The sequence below is a fragment of the Nostoc sp. T09 genome (genome assembly GCF_002154695.1).
Taxonomy (GTDB): Bacteria; Cyanobacteriota; Cyanobacteriia; order Cyanobacteriales; family Nostocaceae; genus Aulosira.
Genome location: NZ_MTAV01000172.1, coordinates 1 through 19,193 on the forward strand (window position 1 = coordinate 1; position 19,193 = coordinate 19,193).

The 19,193-nt window shown below is 41.5% G+C and carries 14 protein-coding genes and 1 pseudogene; 4 read left to right on the forward strand and 11 right to left on the reverse strand.

Annotated elements, in window-relative coordinates; genetic code table 11:
• The first annotated feature begins 112 nt into the window (after positions 1-112).
• Positions 113-1,075, forward strand: coding sequence for an alpha/beta fold hydrolase (locus tag BV372_RS28790; protein WP_086689988.1), 963 nt, complete (start codon positions 113-115; stop codon positions 1,073-1,075).
• A gap of 14 nt (positions 1,076-1,089) precedes the next feature.
• Here the strand turns inward: BV372_RS28790 and BV372_RS28795 are convergent, their stop codons facing one another.
• Positions 1,090-1,476, reverse strand: coding sequence for a BON domain-containing protein (locus BV372_RS28795; protein ID WP_086689990.1), 387 nt, complete (start codon positions 1,474-1,476; stop codon positions 1,090-1,092).
• 277 nt (positions 1,477-1,753) lie between these two features.
• Between BV372_RS28795 and ilvN the strand changes: the two genes are divergently transcribed.
• Positions 1,754-2,275 (forward strand): acetolactate synthase small subunit, encoded by a 522-nt coding sequence (gene ilvN / locus BV372_RS28800; protein WP_086690013.1) that lies wholly within the window; start codon positions 1,754-1,756, stop codon positions 2,273-2,275.
• A 6-nt stretch (positions 2,276-2,281) separates the two neighbouring features.
• Here the strand turns inward: ilvN and BV372_RS28805 are convergent, their stop codons facing one another.
• Positions 2,282-3,136, reverse strand: a complete 855-nt coding sequence (locus BV372_RS28805) for an SDR family oxidoreductase (protein WP_086689992.1) — start codon at positions 3,134-3,136, stop codon at positions 2,282-2,284.
• A 363-nt stretch (positions 3,137-3,499) separates the two neighbouring features.
• Between BV372_RS28805 and BV372_RS28810 the strand changes: the two genes are divergently transcribed.
• Positions 3,500-4,708: an HlyD family efflux transporter periplasmic adaptor subunit gene (locus BV372_RS28810; RefSeq protein ID WP_086689994.1), complete on the forward strand. Its 1,209-nt coding sequence runs from the start codon at positions 3,500-3,502 to the stop codon at positions 4,706-4,708.
• 339 nt (positions 4,709-5,047) lie between these two features.
• Here the strand turns inward: BV372_RS28810 and BV372_RS28815 are convergent, their stop codons facing one another.
• The 6 genes from BV372_RS28815 to BV372_RS28840 form a co-directional block, all read right to left on the reverse strand.
• Positions 5,048-6,700 carry a ParB/Srx family N-terminal domain-containing protein gene (locus tag BV372_RS28815; protein WP_086689996.1) on the reverse strand — a complete coding sequence of 551 codons (1,653 nt, stop codon included), beginning with the start codon at positions 6,698-6,700 and terminating at the stop codon, positions 5,048-5,050.
• A gap of 324 nt (positions 6,701-7,024) precedes the next feature.
• Positions 7,025-9,547, reverse strand: a complete 2,523-nt coding sequence (locus BV372_RS28820) for a peptidase domain-containing ABC transporter (protein WP_086689998.1) — start codon at positions 9,545-9,547, stop codon at positions 7,025-7,027.
• A gap of 8 nt (positions 9,548-9,555) precedes the next feature.
• Complete coding sequence (locus BV372_RS28825) at positions 9,556-10,317, reverse strand: peptidylprolyl isomerase (RefSeq protein WP_086690000.1); 762 nt, start codon at positions 10,315-10,317, stop codon at positions 9,556-9,558.
• Between the two features lie 266 nt (positions 10,318-10,583).
• On the reverse strand, positions 10,584-12,581 hold the full coding sequence (locus BV372_RS28830; protein ID WP_256973523.1) for a pentapeptide repeat-containing protein: 1,998 nt from the start codon (positions 12,579-12,581) through the stop codon (positions 10,584-10,586).
• A 308-nt stretch (positions 12,582-12,889) separates the two neighbouring features.
• Positions 12,890-13,897 (reverse strand): zinc-dependent alcohol dehydrogenase family protein, encoded by a 1,008-nt coding sequence (locus tag BV372_RS28835; RefSeq protein WP_086690002.1) that lies wholly within the window; start codon positions 13,895-13,897, stop codon positions 12,890-12,892.
• Between the two features lie 213 nt (positions 13,898-14,110).
• Positions 14,111-14,692, reverse strand: coding sequence for a hypothetical protein (locus tag BV372_RS28840; RefSeq protein WP_086690004.1), 582 nt, complete (start codon positions 14,690-14,692; stop codon positions 14,111-14,113).
• 843 nt (positions 14,693-15,535) lie between these two features.
• On the opposite strand from BV372_RS28840, the gene BV372_RS38470 reads away from it, so the two are divergent.
• A complete protein-coding gene (locus BV372_RS38470; RefSeq protein ID WP_086690006.1) occupies positions 15,536-16,345 on the forward strand; it encodes a WGxxGxxG-CTERM domain-containing protein in 810 nt (269 codons plus the stop codon).
• Between the two features lie 157 nt (positions 16,346-16,502).
• Here BV372_RS38470 and BV372_RS28850 read toward each other — a convergent pair whose 3' ends face one another.
• The 3 genes and pseudogenes from BV372_RS28850 to BV372_RS37985 form a co-directional block, all read right to left on the reverse strand.
• A complete protein-coding gene (locus tag BV372_RS28850; protein ID WP_086690008.1) occupies positions 16,503-17,186 on the reverse strand; it encodes a DUF2834 domain-containing protein in 684 nt (227 codons plus the stop codon).
• 40 nt (positions 17,187-17,226) lie between these two features.
• Positions 17,227-17,874: a DUF4142 domain-containing protein gene (locus tag BV372_RS28855; RefSeq protein WP_086690011.1), complete on the reverse strand. Its 648-nt coding sequence runs from the start codon at positions 17,872-17,874 to the stop codon at positions 17,227-17,229.
• Positions 17,875-18,224: 350 nt separating this feature from the next.
• Positions 18,225-19,193: pseudogene (locus tag BV372_RS37985) on the reverse strand (ethyl tert-butyl ether degradation protein EthD); the annotation flags it as partial.

Below are 19,193 nucleotides of genomic sequence, written 5' to 3' on the forward strand. Positions count from 1 at the left end.
ATGCAATACATATGTACTGAAATTTAGCGATCGCCTGTGCCAGTTGCGTAAGTCCTGAAGCTCTTAAGATTGGAATTAAGAGGATTTCGATATTGAGGAATGGGAGGAAAATGTGACCACTGGCGTACACTGGCAACAGCGAGTTGGTAATCAAAGAGATTGGATTTGGCGAGGCTGGCAAACCCGCTATACTTATATCCGCTCTGCTCAAAATCAACAAAAGACAATACCGTTAATTTTGCTACATGGGTTTGGTGCTTCTATTGGTCATTGGCGACATAACTTAGAAGTGTTGGCAGGACACCACTCAGTCTATGCCCTAGATATGTTAGGCTTTGGCGCTTCCGAAAAAGCCTCGGTTAACTACAGCATAGAATTATGGGTAGAGCAAGTTTACGACTTTTGGAAAGCCTTTATTCGTCAACCTGTGATATTAGTAGGTAATTCTAGTGGTTCACTCATTTCCTTAGCCGCTGCTGCCGCCCATCCTGAGATGGTGCGAGGTATAGTAATGATGAGTTTGCCCGATCCGGCATTGGAGCAAGAAGCGATCCCAGCTTTACTGCGACCAATTTTAATGCCGATTATCACGACAATTAAAAAGCTAGTCGCTTCACCAATTGTACTAAAACCTGTTTTTCATGTAGTCCGCCAACCTGGTGTACTAAGGCGGTGGGCTAGTCTTGCCTATGCTAATCCAGAAGCAATCACCGATGAACTTATAGAGATTTTAGCCGGGCCTCCTCAAGATCGAGGTTCTGCCCGTGCTTTTAGTGCTCTTTTCAAAGCTGCTATGGGCGTGAACTTTAGTCCCAGCGTCAAGACAGTATTGCCAACTTTAACAATTCCGATGCTTTTAATTTGGGGACAGAAAGACCGATTTATTCCTCCGTTACTAGCTAAACAATTTGCTCAATACAATGAGAAACTGCAACTGCTTAACTTAGAAGATGTAGGGCATTGTCCCCATGATGAAAGTCCAGAGCAAGTAAACCAAGCTATTTTGGATTGGATTAATCACTGCCTTGACGACAGCCAACAACTTGTTACTTTTCAAGTTGAAACCGTCGAGTAATGTTGCACTAATACTTAGCCAATAGTAACTTGGTTAGTCTCAACACCTGTGGCACCATTAACTGAACGCGCCACAGAAACCATGCGATTGAGAATATCCTGGCTGGGAACTTTACCTTTAAGAACTACAGTACCACCAGTTTGAGCAACCCAGAGGGTATCAACATCGTCAAGTTGGGCATCTTGGTCGAAGGCTAATGCTACACGTTTTGCCAAACCACTTTGATCGTATTCTCCGTTGAGACCCAAACGCTCTGGGGGAATAGATTGAGTAGCAGTAGAAGGGGCAGTGGTGTCAGGAGCAAAGGTAGCATTAGAAGCTTGTGGTACTGCTTGGGGAGTAGGATTTACTTCTGCGTTTTGCGGTTTTTCTAATCCAAATAGCCTTTTTAGCCAACCCATAAAATCTTTTCTCCTATAAAAGGTTCGTACAATCTGAGGATAAAATTTTTACAGATTGTCCACATCTGCCAGTAAAAAGATATCCACCCACACAGGTTTCTACTTGCAGGATGATTTGTGGGGAAGTTTAACTTCTATCTAGGAGTGTAATGAGTGCAGCCTTGAGTTTAAAATGAAAGATCGGATTTACTTATTAACTTAGTAGGCAGTACGTGTAGGGCAGCCATTAGCTAATATTTTTGTTAGTAAAATGTTGCCTGAGCCTGTGTTGGCAAAGATGAAACATACCCTTTCAGTTTTAGTAGAAGATGAGGCGGGAGTTCTGTCCCGCATTTCTAGCTTATTTGCCCGTCGCGGTTTTAATATAGAGAGCCTTGCTGTTGGTCCAGCTGAGCAGGGAGGAGTATCTCGGATTACGATGGTTGTACCTGGTGACGATCGCGTGATCGAACAACTCACTAAGCAACTATACAAATTAGTCAATGTTCTCAAGGTGCAGGATATTACTGAAACTCCCTGCGTAGAACGAGAATTGATGCTCCTCAAGGTGAATGCTACTAGCAGCAACCGTTCCGAAGTGATCGAATTATCTCAGATTTTCCGGGCGCGAGTGGTAGATGTAGCAGAAGATTCTCTCACGCTGGAAGTAGTCGGCGATCCTGGTAAGTTGGTGGCAATTGTTCAGGTGCTACAGAAATTTGGTTTAAGGGAAATAGCCCGAACTGGTAAAATTGCGCTAACACGTGAATCGGGTGTGAATACGGAGTTGCTCAAATCTTTGGAAGCAAAGGTTAGTTAGCAATATTTACAAACCCATTGAATATAAAACCACGCGGTCATACAGTTTATCGGGTAAAAGATGCTTGAGTATGGCGGCAATTTTGGCGTCTTGTCCTACGAGATAGCGTGTTTTGGGATGTTTGGCGGTGAGTGCATGGACAACAGCCTGAGCAACAATATCCGCAGAAATTCCTTTTGACGCCAAAATTCCTACTTGTTTACGTACTGCATTCATGGCGTGACCATAAAGATTTTGGGCGGATTCAGAAAGATTCTCCTTGTCTATGTCGGCTTGAGTTAAAGATTTGTCCCAAATTGGCGTAGCAATTGTACCAGGTTGAATAATTGAAACTGAGATTCCCCAAGGTCGTAACTCCAAACGCATGACATCAGTGAGGCCTTCTAGGGCAAATTTTGAAGCATTGTAAGCGCCCAAAAACGGAACAGCACTTTTACCACAAATCGAACCCATATTGACAATTCGACCCCGACCTTGGCGCAATAAACCTAAGAATCCTTGGGTAACTGCCAATTGTCCGATGAGATTAACTTGTATCTGGTGCTGAAATTCGGCAATTGGTAGCAATTCTAACGGGCCGGGGATGGCAATTCCAGCATTATTAACTAAGCCTGCCAGCTTACCATTATTTGCATTTGTGACTGTCTCAACTGCAAATGCGATCGCATCAGCATCAGTCACATCTAGGAAAATCGGGGTGAGTCTTTGTGAAGCTTTGCGTTTGAGTTTTTCAGCATCGGCGTCTTGACGCACGCCAGCAAAAACAGAAAATCCTAACTGATCTAAGAGCAAAGCACAGGCCTCACCAATTCCTGTTGATGCGCCTGTAATTAAGACTGTACCTGGAGTTTCGTCCAACATTCGGCTTCTCTACGCCACGACATCTTAACTATAAAATTACTGGCTGAGGACAAATGACAGCTTTGCTACGGCCGCACCGTTGTCATGATTTTGTAATACCTACGTCAAAACCATGTGTGATATTGAAGTTGGTATTTGGTTACAAAATGCTTTGATTTCGGTTAGAGGTGGGATTTCCTGCCTTTAACTGATTTTTTCTGGTATTAACAGCATTAATTGTCAATTTACAACAGATTTACTTGAGATAGGTAGGGCTTTTAGTTCGCGCAGCGTCTGGCAAACGAATAATTTTACTTGAAACTAGCCGAAATATGCCTGTGGTCTATAGTAAAAAATATGTAGACTGCTCATGTAAATAGATATATGAAGCTACTTTCAGGTTCTTCTCCAGCTCAATCTCGGCAGACTAGAGAGCAATTTGCGAACCCAGATGCTTACTTATCTTATGAATTAGGTAAGGCAGTACAAGAACTACCACCGCTTTATACAAGATTGGTAGGGGTCGTTTTAAGTATGGCAGTGTTTGGTGCGATCGCTTGGGCAGGATTGAGTAAAGTGGATGAAGTAGCTGTAGCTCCTGGTAAGTTGATTCCTGGTGAGCAGGAAGTGGAGGCAGTGCGATCGCCTAGTAGTGGCAAAATTAAATTTGTTAATCCCAATAATGTCAAAGAAGGTCAGCTTGTACAAAAGGGTGATGTCCTGGTAGCACTTGACTCCGAATCTTCTCTAGTTGATATTGAGAGGCTAAACAAGCAAGCCCAATTAATCAAGCAAGAAATCGAGAGTGCTAGCACAGCAGCAGATGCAAGCCAGAATGCAAAGATTAAAGAGGCAGAGATTGAACTTTTGCGTCTGCGAGATCATCTTAAAGCTGCTCAACGGGACGTAAATAGGTTGCGTAGACTGGTGGGAGCCATCCCACGACAAGATTACGAACACGCTCAAGACAAAGTTAGAGACTTAGGAAAAAGTATTGCTGCTCAACAGCAAATTATCCAGCAACTCAAGCAAAATTATCAAACTGGTGCTCTTTCTGTACTTAGCCAGCGTCGTCAGGAATTACAATCTGTTGAAAGGCAACTAGACCAAGCTAAAGCGCAGCGGAAAAATCAAATTATTATAGCTCCAATTTCTGGCAGAGTTTATAACATCAAAGTTAACCAAGGTCAGGGGATAGTGCAATCTGGTGAGGAATTATTGTCAATTTTGCCACCAGGAAAGGAACCTTTGCTAGAACTCGATCTGCCTAACCAATATCGAGGATTTGTTGAAGAAGGCATGAATGCAAAGGTTAAAGTAGATGCTTTTAATTATCAAGAATTTGGTGTGATTGATGGCAAAGTGATTTATGTAAGTCCCTATCCAGTGGTTAAGGATAAGAATTTAAACAAACCAGTTTTTCCCACCAGAATTAAACTAGATAAATTCTCAGTCAGGGCGCGGGGTCAAGATAAGCAGTTAACTCCTGGAATGACTGCGGAGGCTGATATTGTAATGCGCCAGAAGACAATTTTGAGCTTGTTGCTTGACCCGATTACACACAAATTTGATGAAGTATTTTCTAAAAAGTAATAATGTTTGTAGTTGCGCTTTAGCGCCCTCTTAACCATAAATCTAATGCACAAATTTAGCTGTGTCAGTCCAGTAGGTTAGATCTCATGCTTCGACCCAACACCCCGATCAATGTTGGGTTTCGTTCCTCAACTCAACCTACTATAGCAATCCATGTAGGAGTTGTGAAATTACTCATTGAGGCAAGGAACAAGCAACAGGAAAGAAGGATGTACAAATATACTTTGTTTTTTCACGAATGAAACAGGACTGTTATAGGATTTGCGGTGTGTTAGGGCTAACGTCCATAACACACCCTTGTATCTTAAAAGAAGTGGCATTTAAACAAGGTAGATTGAGCTACCCAAAAAGTTTATTCCATACTTTCTTCGCTCCTCCCACTATTTCTTTCCCTACCGTCTCTGCTCCTTGTTCTATGTCATCACCCCATGCACTACCGGCGATGCCACCAACAACACCTCCAACAACAGTCCCAACTCCAGGAAAAATAGCTGAACCAATAGCAGCACCCGCCGCTGCACCTCCCCATCCCCCAGCAACACTACCTGCTGTTTTGCGGAATTCTTTACCAAATCCATCTTTCTGATAGGCATTTTTCAGCTGCCATACATCTAATCCCACAGCAACTGGTGCGGCTATTCTACTAGCTCCTCGAAGTGCAGCGCTGGTGGCTCCCGATTTTGCTACAGATTTGGTAGCTCCAACTGCGCTACTAGTAAGTCTAGAATTTCCTTTAAACCTTGGTAATCGGCTTGTTTGTGTGCGTGTTTCTGGTAATTCAGGTTTAAATACTGGTAAGCTCTTTCTTCCCTTTAGAGGAAAATCTTGATAACCTCTTGCTCTTTGATCTGCTGCACGAAATTTTGCAGCTTCACCCCAATTATTTGGTTTATTACCAGGCTTGTGAGTTTTTGCAGTTTTTGGCTCGCTAAACGTTGTTTTTTTGAGCTTAAACCGACTTGCAACATCCTTGCCTGCGGAACCGGGTTTTGAAGGAACATCATGCCGGATCGAGTCACTTTCATGGTGCACTCTTGCAGGAATTTTCTTGATACCAGCGTCTTTAGCAGCTCTAATTCGACGATTATCAAGGCTAGTGTAATGCCCTCTGCCTATAGGAATTTTTATTTTTCCGATAGTAAGTTTTTTACCCTCGAATTTCACCATATCAGGTGGCTCTTTGGTATAATCCCATCCATGCTTTTTCATGCCTTCCACCACTTGCTTGTATGGTGTTTTGTCTCTCAAGTGTGGAGATATGTCTCCCTGGCTAAAGCGTACCCTTCTTAAAGGGACTGGCTTGATTAGACGCTTGCCATTCTCATCAGTAACGCTTAAAACAAGTGGTTTGGCAGCACGGCTAGCTTCGGTAGGTACGGTTTTTGACGACAATCTGTTGGCTGGGATATTTCTTCCTAGATAAATTCCTTTAGCAGCACCGCTGATTAGGTTTAGCTGATTATTTGAGGTTGGGGATGAATTTTCCGATTGACTGCTTTTGTTTGGGGGATTGGAAGGATTTAAGTACTTATCTCGCCTGACATCTTCAGGAGTAAGCAACTGTGAAGATACTTTAGATGTTTTAGAAACTAGTGAGGGTGAAACGCTAGTCCAGGCTTTCCCTTTTGAGGGAGTGGCAGCATTGAAGTTATTACGCGACGTTATACCTTTAGCAAATGGCTCAGAGCTTACCACAACAGGTTTAGCATCAGGAAGATAAACTCGCGTCCCTACTGGGAGACGTTTAGCTTCTTGGGAAGTAAATCGGCTACCATCAGCTTTGCGGAGTTCGCGCCAGCGATCGCCATCACCAAGTTTTTTCTCGGCAACTTCCCATAGAGTATCGCCTCTACGCAAGCTAACAGCAGGAGATGAAGCATAAGGACGTGCTGAAGAAAGGGGATTTGCTACGCGGTGGGACGCTGAAGAAAGAGGACTTTCTGAAATAATTCCGCCGCTAGATTTTTTAGTGCTGTCTCTAATATCAAGCATAGTTATCCAATGGAATTTTAGTCTTGCTGTTGTTGACTTGTAACTTGTGAATAACGCTAGAAATTAAGTAATATAGCAATCCTATTCGATTTGTGAACTTACTCTTATTAGGTGGGCATTGCCCACCCTACACTTGAGCTTCAGGCGTAGGGAATTTTTTCAAACATCAAATCGGATTCTTGTATAAGTCTTTAGTTTTAAATTTTAACTTTACCTCTCTATACATAAAAATTGCTATTTCAACCATAAAAATCTGCGATTTTAACTTCTAGTTGCTTCTAATAAACTTCGATAAATAATTTAATATTTACAAATTTTTATATTTCATACACTGGCAAGCTGCCGCTGATATAAAGCCCAGTAAACACCTCTTTTTTGTACCAACTCTTCGTGATTGCCTTTTTCCACAATGACCCCTTTTTCTAATACCAAAATTAAGTCAGCTTGCTTTAAAGGTGCAAAACGGTGGGCAATCATGAAAACGGTGCGATCGCCTGAAACTTCTTGTAAATTGTGCAATACTTTTTGCTCAGTCTCGCTGTCCAAACCACTTGTAGCTTCGTCCAAAATTAAAATTGGAGCTTGGGAAAGAAATAAACGCGCTAAAGCAATACGTTGTCTTTGCCCCCCAGATAGAGAGATACCTCGCTCCCCTATGTTGGTTTCATATCCTTGAGGCAATTCACAAATAAAATCGTGGGCTACTGCTAATCGTGCAGCTGTTATGACTTGCTCGGTTGTAATATCTGGATTACCTAAGGTGATATTTTCAGAAATGCTTCCGTTGAAGAGAAAATCTTCTTGTAGGACTACGCTAATTTGTTGCCGCAAAGAACCAATATCAGCAGTTTTAATATCAAAATCATCAATGATAATACTGCCTGATTCTGGTTGATAAAGTCGTTGTAACAGCTTAGAAAGAGTACTTTTACCAGAGCCACTGCGTCCAACAATTCCGACAAACATTCCTGGTTGAACAGTGAAGGTAATACCTTTAAGAACGGCTTCTTTTTGATCTGGTTGGTAGCGAAATAGCACTTGCTCAAAGCTGACTTGACCACGCAGCGATGGTAACACTAAACCAGATCCCGGTTCCGCTTCTGGCGCAACATTGAGAATATCCCCAAGTCTATCCACAGATAGCAAGACTTGCTGAAATTCCTGCCAGAGTTGTACTAAACGCAGCAGTGGATCTGTGACTCTAGACGCCAGCATTTGAAAAGCCACTAATGCACCAATAGTGAGTTTTTGATCCATTACCAGCCCGGCTCCAAACCAGAGAATAATCAAGTAAGAAAAATTGGTGAGAAAATCGCCGATATTACTGCCAATATTAGAAGTAGTGGCAGCTTTAAAACTAGTGCGGATATAGCGAGCAAATAAACCTTCCCATCGTCTGCGGGATGTGCGTTCCGCAGCATGAGCTTTTACTGCATGAATTCCTGTGACTGTTTCCACTAAAAAAGATTGGCTATCGGCACCACGATTAAAAGTTTCATTCAGCCAATGGCGCAGTATTGGTGTTGCTACCAAAGTTAAAAGGGCAAATAGGGGAATTACAGCTAAAGCAACCCAAGTAAGGGTAAAATTATAAGAAAACATCAGCGCTAAATACACTACTGAAAAGATACTGTCGAGGATGACAGTTAAGGCTGTACCAGTGAGAAATTGCCGAATATTTTCGAGTTCTTGTGCTCTAGCAACGGTATCTCCTACCCGACGTGACTCAAAATAATTTAAGGGTAGGCGCATCAGTTGCCGAAATAACTGCGCCGATAAACTTAGATCGAGGCGGTTGGCAGTATGGCTAAATATGAATAGCCGTAAGATGCCCAAAATAGCTTCTAGGATAGCAACACCAAGAAGAGCGATCGCCATTACATGCAAAGCGCTATGGTTTTGGTAGACCATTACTCTGTCGATAATGAACTGAGTAATAATCGGTGTTGCTAACCCTAATAATTGCAAGGCAAAAGAAATTAATAGCACTTCTGCTAGTAATTTACGGTGATGCCAAATTGCTGGCAAAAACCACGTCAGGTTAAATTTATCTTGCTTTTGAATTTGTTCTACTTGCCAAAGTTGCCCATCCCAATGTTCTGCAAGCAATGCTTGGGGAATGCTTTCGCAGGTTTGACTGAGATTGGTAGGATTGGCAATAATTACGCGATTACCTCGAACACCATATACAACAATCCAATCTTGCTGTTGCCAGCGCAGTAAAGCGGGGAAGGATAGCTGGCGCAAGTCTTTCCAGGTAACTTGTAGCTGTTGCAGTTGCAGTCCCAGCTTTTCGCCTGCTTCCATGACATCGTTAGGGTGTTCTCCCCGGAGTTGACGCTGTACTAACTCTAGTTGAATTGGATTTTGCAGGTAATGCGCTGCCATTGTTAAGCAAGCAGCAGCAGTTTTCGGACTCAAGATAAACGGATAACCCGGTACTGGTTGGGGTAAATTAGAGTCTTGAGGCTGATAGCGCGATCGCAAAGCTATCCAAAATCGATTTATTTCTACTGATGGTAATTCCTGCCAAAGACCTGTATTCCAGCAAACTACTTCCACACCTTTACTAGATGCCACAGCTTTAAATTCTCCAGACAGCTCTAGTAAATCCCCAAACCAATCGCCTGCGGTTAAAGTTGCTAATGACTTGGCTTTGCCATCTTCTCTAAGACGCACATTCCCCGAAATAAGTAAAAATTGCTTACCTGGCTGATCAGTAGACCAAATTACTTCCCCTGTCTTATATCGATGAATTTCTGCTTGATTTCTTAAGTGAATTTGCTGCTCAGGAGTTAGCAAACACAGTGGTAAGCTTTCCCATTTCAAGTTAACTTGCAAGTTCATGATTAACCTTAGAACTTCACTTGAAGACTGACTTTAATATTTTGAATTTTTTCCTCTAACCATTGCTCAAAAAGCTCATCTTCTAGTTCTTGCTTCAATTGTTCTTCTAACGAAGCTTCGATAAATTTTTCCACACGAATTAAATACCAAAGTCCATTAATTTCTAGTGGTCCAATCAACTCACCAGGATTAGCTAAATCAACAGATGCTCTGAGTGGATCGGGCATTGTACCTCGACTGACTGCTCCCATCATCCCATTGAAAACTCGGTCATCTTCAACAGAATATTCCTGAACTAGCTGCTCAAATCTAACGTCATCTTCCAAAATTTGACTTTTCAATTCTTCAGCTAGTGCTTGCTCTTCTACAACTAAGCGTGAGAGCACAACTCGATCCAGAAATATTTTCCGTTCAATAAAATATTCTTGAATATTTGGTTCTGTAACTTGAACTTTCAACTTTTCTAGTTTGAGTTTCGCAGCGATTTCTCTGCGGAATATAGCGTAATCTAAACCCTGATTATTGAGCCATTCTTGGAAGCTTTCGTAGTTAGTAAGTTCATTTTCTAAGCGAAAATCTAATATTACTTGATCGAGCAGTTCTGAGCTTATATCAAGCTCTTCTAATGCCTGTAGTTCTTTTTCTATAACGTGTTGGCGCATTATTTCCCATATAACAGACTCAAGTTTTCCAGCCGAATCTAGATATCTTAATGCTTGCTCAATCGAAATAGGCTGATCGTCAGCTGTTAACAGTAGGCTAGACTCCATAATTCTTCGCCTATTTAAAACTTGGAAAACACTAGGTTCAATAGAGGAATTTGCCAGTATTACTAGTAATACTGTGCAAAATTTAAAATTCAAATATTAAACTTCTTGGAAAAATCTAGATTAATAGTACTTCTAACCACAGATACACAGAGATAATTTATCTATATGCATTTGTATTTATCTGTGTTTTTGCTGCCATTAAACTCGACTTTTGCAAGACGTTTATCGTGTAAAACTGATTGTAACATTCAACATTGACAACCGTGTTACTTGAGATAGATCAACAAGTTCAATCCGGGAATAGTACGGGAGAGAGTCCACAAAACTAAGGTAATGTAAAGTAAACCCAGACTCCACTCATACCAGCCAAGTGTAGCGATAATACTAGGTAGATGCTCATCTCGCATCCGAATATCGTTAAATCCTAATCTTACTAAGTTATTCAGGCTAAAGTCATAGTAGTTGAGCCAGTTCCAGTGACGAGTCCACAACAAAGGCATATATCGTTCGCGAAAGGTGGGATTTCTGGGGATCACTGGTAAGCGTCCAATCAGTAATCGTAACTGACGCATAGTCCCGTCTTCTGTGAAGTAAGAAACATCTAATAAATCGTGATAGCGACCTTGCTGGTAAAGTCGTATCAATAAAATTATCGGTACGGGGACAATAATAATTAAAAGACATCCTAGGGTTAGCCAAGGTTGTTCTGCACTCCTAAAGATGGCTAATAAGCTAAAGAATTGTAAGCAGCTAAAACTCACTAATATAGAAATAGTTTCGTAGTATGTAGGAATAATTGGGACGGGACGCAGACGACGATAGCGATCGACTAGCCAAAATAGCAAGCCAAAAAAAGCGATCGCAACCCCGCCAACGCCAAATACTAACCAAATATTTGTACCATAGTCGCTAAGTAGCAGCAGTACACTCAAAGCCAACCAATTCCAAGCTTGGAGTAACCAGCCAACTAATGAAAGAGGTTCGCTGACAATGATGCGATCGCGCAATTGGCTGTATGTTTCTAAATCAATATCTGCCAAAGTTAGTAATTCGCTATTGTTGCGAAATGGTTTGATTTGACGACGCTGGGCGATCGCTTCCGCCTGATTTACAGAAAAACCCAATCTCTTCAAATTTTCTAGGCGAGCAGTATTGATATTTGTGGACACCAGACGCTGGCTTAACTCCATCAGTCGCAATTGCTGTTTGGTGAACTCTAACTGATTCGCATCGGCTATTTGCTGTTGTTGACGAAAATTTTGACCTAAATTACGCAAAACGTTTTGATTACCTTGTAGGGTAGGAACGCAAAACTTTTTCCCAATCTCACCAGAGTTACCTAAAATTTTTGCTTGGTTAGAGTTAAAACTCAGACCAGGTACAGTTAAAAAAGCTTCTTTTGCAAACTTTGCATCGCTGAAATCTGCAAGGTTAAGAATGCTAGCACCTCGCAAACTCACAGGTTGATCGAACTGTGCTTCTCGAAAAATCACAGCTTGGTCAAAAGTTGCTTCTGTTAATAAGAGAAACTGAGCGAAATTAGCTTTAGTAAACTGTACCTGACTAAAAAAATGCACATCAGAAAAATCAGTATTACCTAACCACTGCACACTATTAAATTTAGCCAACTGCTTAAAACTTGATTGATTGAAGTTGGCTATATCTTCAAAAATGCTGTTTTGAAAGTCAGCAGTTTCTTGAAATTGGGCTTGCTTAAAATTAGCTTTGTTGAAAAAAATACTTCCTTGAAAATTGCTTAGATGTCGGAAAGTAGCACCAGTAAAGCTGACAACACGGCTGAATCTGGTTTCATTCCAGTTAGCTAGCTGGATAAAGGTTGCACCTTGCGCATCTACAGATTGAAGAAAGAAGATATTGGGGAACGACACTTCGCCATTAAAACGAGTTTGTACTAGTGACAAAGAACCACGAAACACGGTAATTTCGCTGGATGCGGCTGATTGCGTTCCTAAAAGCGATCGACAGTCTTTGGAATTGGGTAAAGTGACTGCAAGCGATCGCAAACAAACGAGGCGCAAATTTTCTAGTTGTTCTTGTTCAGTTGGGGTAAAAATCGGGGCAATTTCTTGTCCGTAGAGGGGAGTTCTTAAACCCAAATCGCTACCCAGAAAATCCCCTTGAATTAAAGAATAGCTGAGGTCTAAACCCAAAGGTTTGGCGCCTGTTTTTTGTAATTCTTTACGCAGCAGTTGGTAAAAAGCATCGCGGAAGCTGGCATTTTCTGGGCGTAAATCAATCACCATCTGCCGCAAATCTATTGTTAAATTGCCTTCGCGGAGTATCGGTGTACGTACTCGTTCTTGTAAGAGTTCTAGAGTTAGAGGCGTGCGTTCTAGAGATGTTTGTACCGCCGAAGCTGGTAGGGTAAAGGAGAAAAAAATAATTAATAAAACGCAGAGGATCGCAAAGGTTAAACGCAGAGGTATACAGAGTAGTTTCTCTGCGATCCTCTGCGCTTTCCTTTGCGATCCCACCGAAGTTCTGATCGGCGGAAGCCGCCGCTCAGACTTCTCTTTGCGTTTCAAAAATAATTTACCCAAATTTTTCTTGACTATTCATTGCTAATCAGCAGAACAATTTTACCTGTGATAGACCCACTTTCAAGTAATTGGTGTGCTTTAGCTGCTTCTTCTAAAGGAAATTTGTGACTAACATGGATTTTTAACTTACCTTGATCGATCCAAGTGGCACACTGTTCGAGAATTTCGGCGTGGTGCTGAAGCCCCTCCACTATTCCTTCCAACATTGGTGTCAACATCAATTCCAAACCAATGCGGAGATTGCGGTTTCTGGCAGTTTTCCAAACAGTATTAGCACTTGGTTCGAGAATCGTCACAATATCACCATATATCCGCACGGCTGGGAAAGTTTTGGCAAAGGTATCTCCACCTACTGTGTCAAATGCCAAATCTACACCTTCACCACCAGTCCAATCTAAAGCGGCTTGTACAAAGTCAGTTTGTTTGTAAAAAATTACCTCATCAGCACCCAGTTGTTTAACGAAGTTAGCTTTATCCTCAGAACCAATGGTAGTGGCGACATTAGCACCTTTAAGTTTTGCTAGTTGAATTGCTACATGGCCTACTCCACCAGCACCCGCATGAATTAAAACGTTTTCTTTAGGTTCGAGTCGTCCTCGTTCGTATAAAGCTTCCCAAGCAGTGATCAGTACTAAAGGCGCGGCTGCGGCTTCCGCAAAAGACACGGAAGCGGGTTTATGCGCAACAAAACGCTCATCAACAACGGTATATTCAGCATAATTCCCTTGATGTGCGCCTAAGCCACCATAGCAAAAATATACCGCATCGCCTGGACGAAAGCGCTGCACTCCAGCACCTACCGCTTCAACTACACCTGCACCATCACATCCGAGAATGGCAGGCATCTGTTCCGGGTAGAAAGTACCACGTTGACGAAGTTTTGTATCAATGGGATTTAGACCAGCTGCTACCAAGCGTACTAAAAGTTCAGTATTTCCTACAGGAACAGCAGGGTTTGTGATTTCCTGTAGTTGTAGTACCTCAGGGCTACCTGCTGCTGTCATTAAGACTGCTTTCATAACTCTTTTCTCCTGGCTTAAGCTAAATCCACGCTTATTTGCAACTTTAGCTTAATAGGGAGTAGGGAGCGATCGCTTTTCTAAAGTGGTGCAAATCCTAAACCAAAAGTAATAGAGGTGAAATAGGGTAGACCCCTCTCGCCTGATTGCCAAATATTGCTTTTTTAAGCAAAGGCAAAATGTTCCTACGTTTTATTAATAACTTAGATAATACTAAGGATGAATGTTCGATTGAATTTGCTGTGTACTTTGTAATGGTGCATCTGGGGTTCGGTTGAGTACTGTGACTGTGACGCCTAATGCAGAAAGCGCAGCTATCGAAACCCCAGCTAGCCGTCTTACTTGCTGACGCAAATATTTAATTTCTTGGCTCATGTTATCAACTTCTAACTGGGAATATGGTTTTACTTCTGAAACTTCCACCGCGACTTTTTGAGGTAAATCTGTTGGATCTTCAAAAGCAATCTTTGTTTCCAGCCACTTAGTAATTAATTGAGGACAATTTTTTTGAAACCAATGCCATGCAATAAGTCTAAATACAGGCTTAGACATTTTGGCAATTAGTTTCATTGTCCGGTTTAAAGGGCGCAAGCGTAGCCTGCGGTTGATTAAGTTAACCGAGCCAATATCATATAGACAATCGATAATAAGCTTAATAGTCGCTTCTTCACTATTAGCTAAATTTTGTAGTAAAAGGTTAACATCTTGCATTCGCTCTGCGGCAAGACGCTTCTGAGCTAGGTTCTCTGGAGATATTACTGATTGATGCAGACTATTTCTTTTAACTATGGTCATAGTGGTATGTTAATAAATTTTGAAATATTAAAGATGAGTATCTTAAGTGAGAGATTTGCCTATTAAAATAGAAACTTTGGAAATCAGATTTCTCTTAAATTAATATCTACCGAAAGATATAATTTAAAAGGTATTTAGAAGAAAATATAATTTTTTAAGGAAATAAAATTAGCTTTTTTTAGTGATTCAATTTATGCTAGCCAATACAAAAAGCTAACTAAACTATTAATCCCTTGACCAAAGCTTTTGGGATTAAACGATTAACTGAAATTGATGGCTTTATAAATTAGCCCCAAGCAATGTCGACAGTTGTATGAACAACTGTACTGCTAATAATCATAAACATTCAAGATGCTAAAGAAAAGTTATGTCAGACGGATAGAGAATTTGATATCGAGAGAAGGCTAATACTTTTGATAGAAGTGATTTTCCTCCTATGGTAGACGTTGAGAAAAACAGTAGAAGTTATTCTTAGTCAAAGTTACCTCGACGCATAGTAAACCGTCGTGGGGGTTTTTACGAGGGTACAGAAATAGTGACTCTATAATGCTGACGCTATCAGTCAATTACCAAGCTCATACTAAAAGCAGAACTTTTTTTCAGAAAATTAAGATACTTATGAACCTAGCGCGAATCTTCATGTTATCTAAATATTGCTGAAAACTGACTACGCTTTCTCTTAATCTCATTTATTCCAATGTTTTCAGACCTTTTGTCATTATTTGGCAGGGTCCTTAATGTGTCGTGCCTAAAAAGGCTGAATTTAGTAGCAGATTGAGCCGATAACGGCGTTCTTGACAATCTATCAAACACAGAAATCTAGACCATATAAGGATAATCATCATGAGGCCTTTGAATTTATCTAAATTTGTTTTGGCTGGTATCTTTGCTTTAAGTTTTGGTGCTGTGCCCTTATCTATGTCTGTTTCTGCCCAAACCGGTTCTTCTGGTGGTAGTTCATCAGGTAGCAGCACAGGTAGCACAGGTACAACAGGTACCACAGGCTTAGGTAGCAGCACTGGTAGTGGTACCTCAGGTACTGGTAGCAGCACAGGTACAACAGGTACTACAGGCTTAGGTAGCAGCACAGGTACAACAGGTACTAGAGGCTTAGGTAGCAGTACTGGTAGTGGCACCTCAGGTACTGGTACTAGCACAGGTACAACAGGTACTACAGGCTTAGGCAGCAGTACTGGTAGTGGCACCTCAGGTACTGGTACTAGCACAGGTACTACGGGCGCTGACACAACCACAGGCACAGGTACTAACACTACAGGTACTGGTACTAGCACAGGTACAACAGGTACTACAGGCTTAGGTAGCAGCACTGGCAGTGGCACCTCAGGTACTGGTACTAGCACAGGTACTACGGGCGCTGACACAACCACAGGCACAGGTACTAACACTACAGGTACTGGTACTACTGGTACTGACACAACTACAGGTACTGATAGCACAGGCACTGGTACTACAGGGAACTCTTCTGTGCGAGGAACCAGCGATGTGAGGAGCGATCGCGGTTTTGACTGGGGTTGGCTAGGATTACTAGGTCTAGCAGGTTTAGCAGGTTTAGCTCGTAATAAAGAAAAGCACCGCGCTTATCCAGATCCTAATCAACCCACAGGAACAGGTTCCAGCTCAACAAGATATTAATTGCTGAAGTGTTTTGATGAGCATCAAGCGATCGCGTAATTGAGCAACTCCCAAAAGAAAAGCCCTTACTGTTATAGTGAGGGCTGCTTTTTTATAGATAGATTGTCAGGGCGATCGCCTTTTAAACTCTGAACTGTAGAATAGGCAGAAAATCCACTTAATAAGCAGAAGTTACTGTAGCGTTAAATTCTTTTAGACCAGCTTCTAGTAAAGACGGGCGCAAACACAGATAGATTAATGGGCCAAATAAAGGGACAAGGGCAACACTCCAAAAAATCCGGGCGTCCTTGATGCCTCGACGTGCCATGTCATCATCAAATAATGAACTCAGTGGAAATACAAGGCACATCAAACAAAAATCGAGACTGATCAGATGAACAAAAGGCCTAGAAAAAAACTGCTGAATATAGTCTTGCCAGTTTCCGGCAATTCCTGCATAAGCCAACAGTCCAATGGTAATGACTAAGAGGTAAACTCCTGTTTTACGTTGTTCTAGAATTGAAAGCCACTTATCTATTGGCCCAGAGAACTCTTGATTGGATTTACGAGAGATTAAATAAGGCAAAAGGCAAATAACTCCCGTAAAATTTGACCCAATAAAATAGGGCCAAGCACGAAAGTTTTGCATTCTGCCATCAGCAAACATTAAACAAGCGTAGATCATAGGCCAGATGCCCATTAGCCAGAAAATCGCTGGAATGATAGCGTTGAGTTCTGCCAATTGGAAGGTTAATAGTTTCCACGCTATCGACCATGTATCCGGTTGATCTAGCGGAGCTAACCAGATGGTGTAAGCGACAAATCCTAACCAAATCAACCCAAGAATGATTTTTCTAGACATAACGGCAAACTAGCTATGAAATCTACAACTGTAGTGAGAATTAAGGTCTGGCTGTCATCTTCTGAGCCATCTGTAAGTGTTGAGCGACAAGGGGTGAAATTTGATTTGCAAAGCCGATGAGATCTTGATCTTGTCCCTGTTGGAGATATCTCTGGTACTCAGCCAAAGTTTTTTGATGAGCTAGAGTCTGTCCTTGCATATAAGCTTGGTTGAAATTGTTACCCGAAAGGCTTTGCAGCTTTGTCAACAAGGCTTTATTATCTGGTCCAATATCTTTCGGTAAAGTGAAATTCTTAGCTTTGGCGATCGCAGCTAGTTTTTTGCTGGAAGCTGTATGGTGTTGAATCATTTGCCGTGCATAGCTACGAACAGCTTTGTTTCGTGACTTTCGTAGTGCTAGCTGACTTGTTTGAATCTCAGTCAAGTCGCTTTGCGCTGCTTTAGTCATGAAATCTGTATCAAGTGTGGTTACTGAAGTATTAGAATCCGTAGAGCTCGGGTTAGGTGTAGAAGTTCCAGGAGAAGTCGGCGAACCCGGCGTAGAGGTATTCTGAGCCAAAATGTACTGGTTGGAAGTGTTATTAACACTATTCAAGTTAGCTTGTGCTAATCCTGGAAGACTAATGAAAGCAGCAACTCCAAGAAAGCTACCAATAATCGTTTTGAAACCCTTTGTGTGATTCAGCATATGCATTGATATTGCTCTGTTTGAAACTTTTGAACAATGATGATTCCCAATCAAGCCTGTCTTTGGTGGATTCGTGAAATTGCTTCGTTTCGGAAACTTTCACCGATTCACTATTGGAGATTTGCCCTCGGCTCAATCTGTATTTACTTCTGATCACAAAGGTAACTACTGACGTTAGTGGAAAACTTCTGCCACAGGAATAGCCTTCTCTTCCATCTGTGGAGGTACTCTAAAGTTATAAAGAATCTCTCTTCAAAACTTGACTACTTTTCTTAAGGCTTTGAATAGATATGAGTTAACGAATTTAGAGAAAAGCTCTTTTATAGAGCCTTTCAAAATTCAACATGATATTAGGCTGTCGTGATTAACTTTAACAATCCACTGGAAACAAAAACATCACGATAGAAAGTTAATTGCTCAGTTTTAAGGTAACATCCGCCTCTATGACCGCGGCGAATCCAAGTGACATTTCCTTTAGCAAGTGTTTCATTGGTTTCATCATCCACACACTTCCATTCAAAAAAAGTAACTTCACCATGAAACATAACAATTGGCCAACACATAGTTACACCTGGTTGAGCAATTAATGCCCACCAATGTTGTTCGCGCTCTTTTTGTTGTTCTACGCCTTGATAGGGGCCATCTTGGCAAAAATAAACCAAATCATCACGATATTCACCAGTTAAAATATCGCCTCGTCCCTGCCTTAATGCCTCACAATGAGTTGGCCACCATTCTTTGTTCTCTTGTTCAATCTGTTCAAGAGTGTAATAAGGACTGATCTGTGGCAATGTCTTTTCTTTCATTGCTACAAACTTTTCGGCATCCTCTATGAGTTTTCTTGCTACATAAGCACTTACGAGTCCCGGACGAGAATAATCTGCTGACAAATCTTTGTAGTAGTTAGTTCTTTTATTAATGAATGTGTTTGCAGCGTTTTGGGAACCATTGCCAAAACCATTCGAGTTAGAGATCAGTTTTTGTTCCAGCATCAGAGAAACTACATCCTCTCTCAATTGGTTGGTTGCACCCATATTCGTAATCAGTTCTGCCACTGTAGAACTCCGCTGACCAGCCAGTGTCATCTTGCCATCGTAAACAAAAGTGTAAGCAGCTTGCTCTGGAAATGGTAAAAACCGCTGCACATACTTAGCCTGGTTTTGAACAGCAGCAGCATATTCTTTTGAGGCAAAGAACCTTTCCATTTCTAGATGATTGACAAAGGCAATTTCAAAAGCAGCTTGATACTGCTTCTCTGAGGCTTCATAATGAGATACCCCAGGCGCATCTGGGCGAGAAGTATCTACTTCCTCTAATAA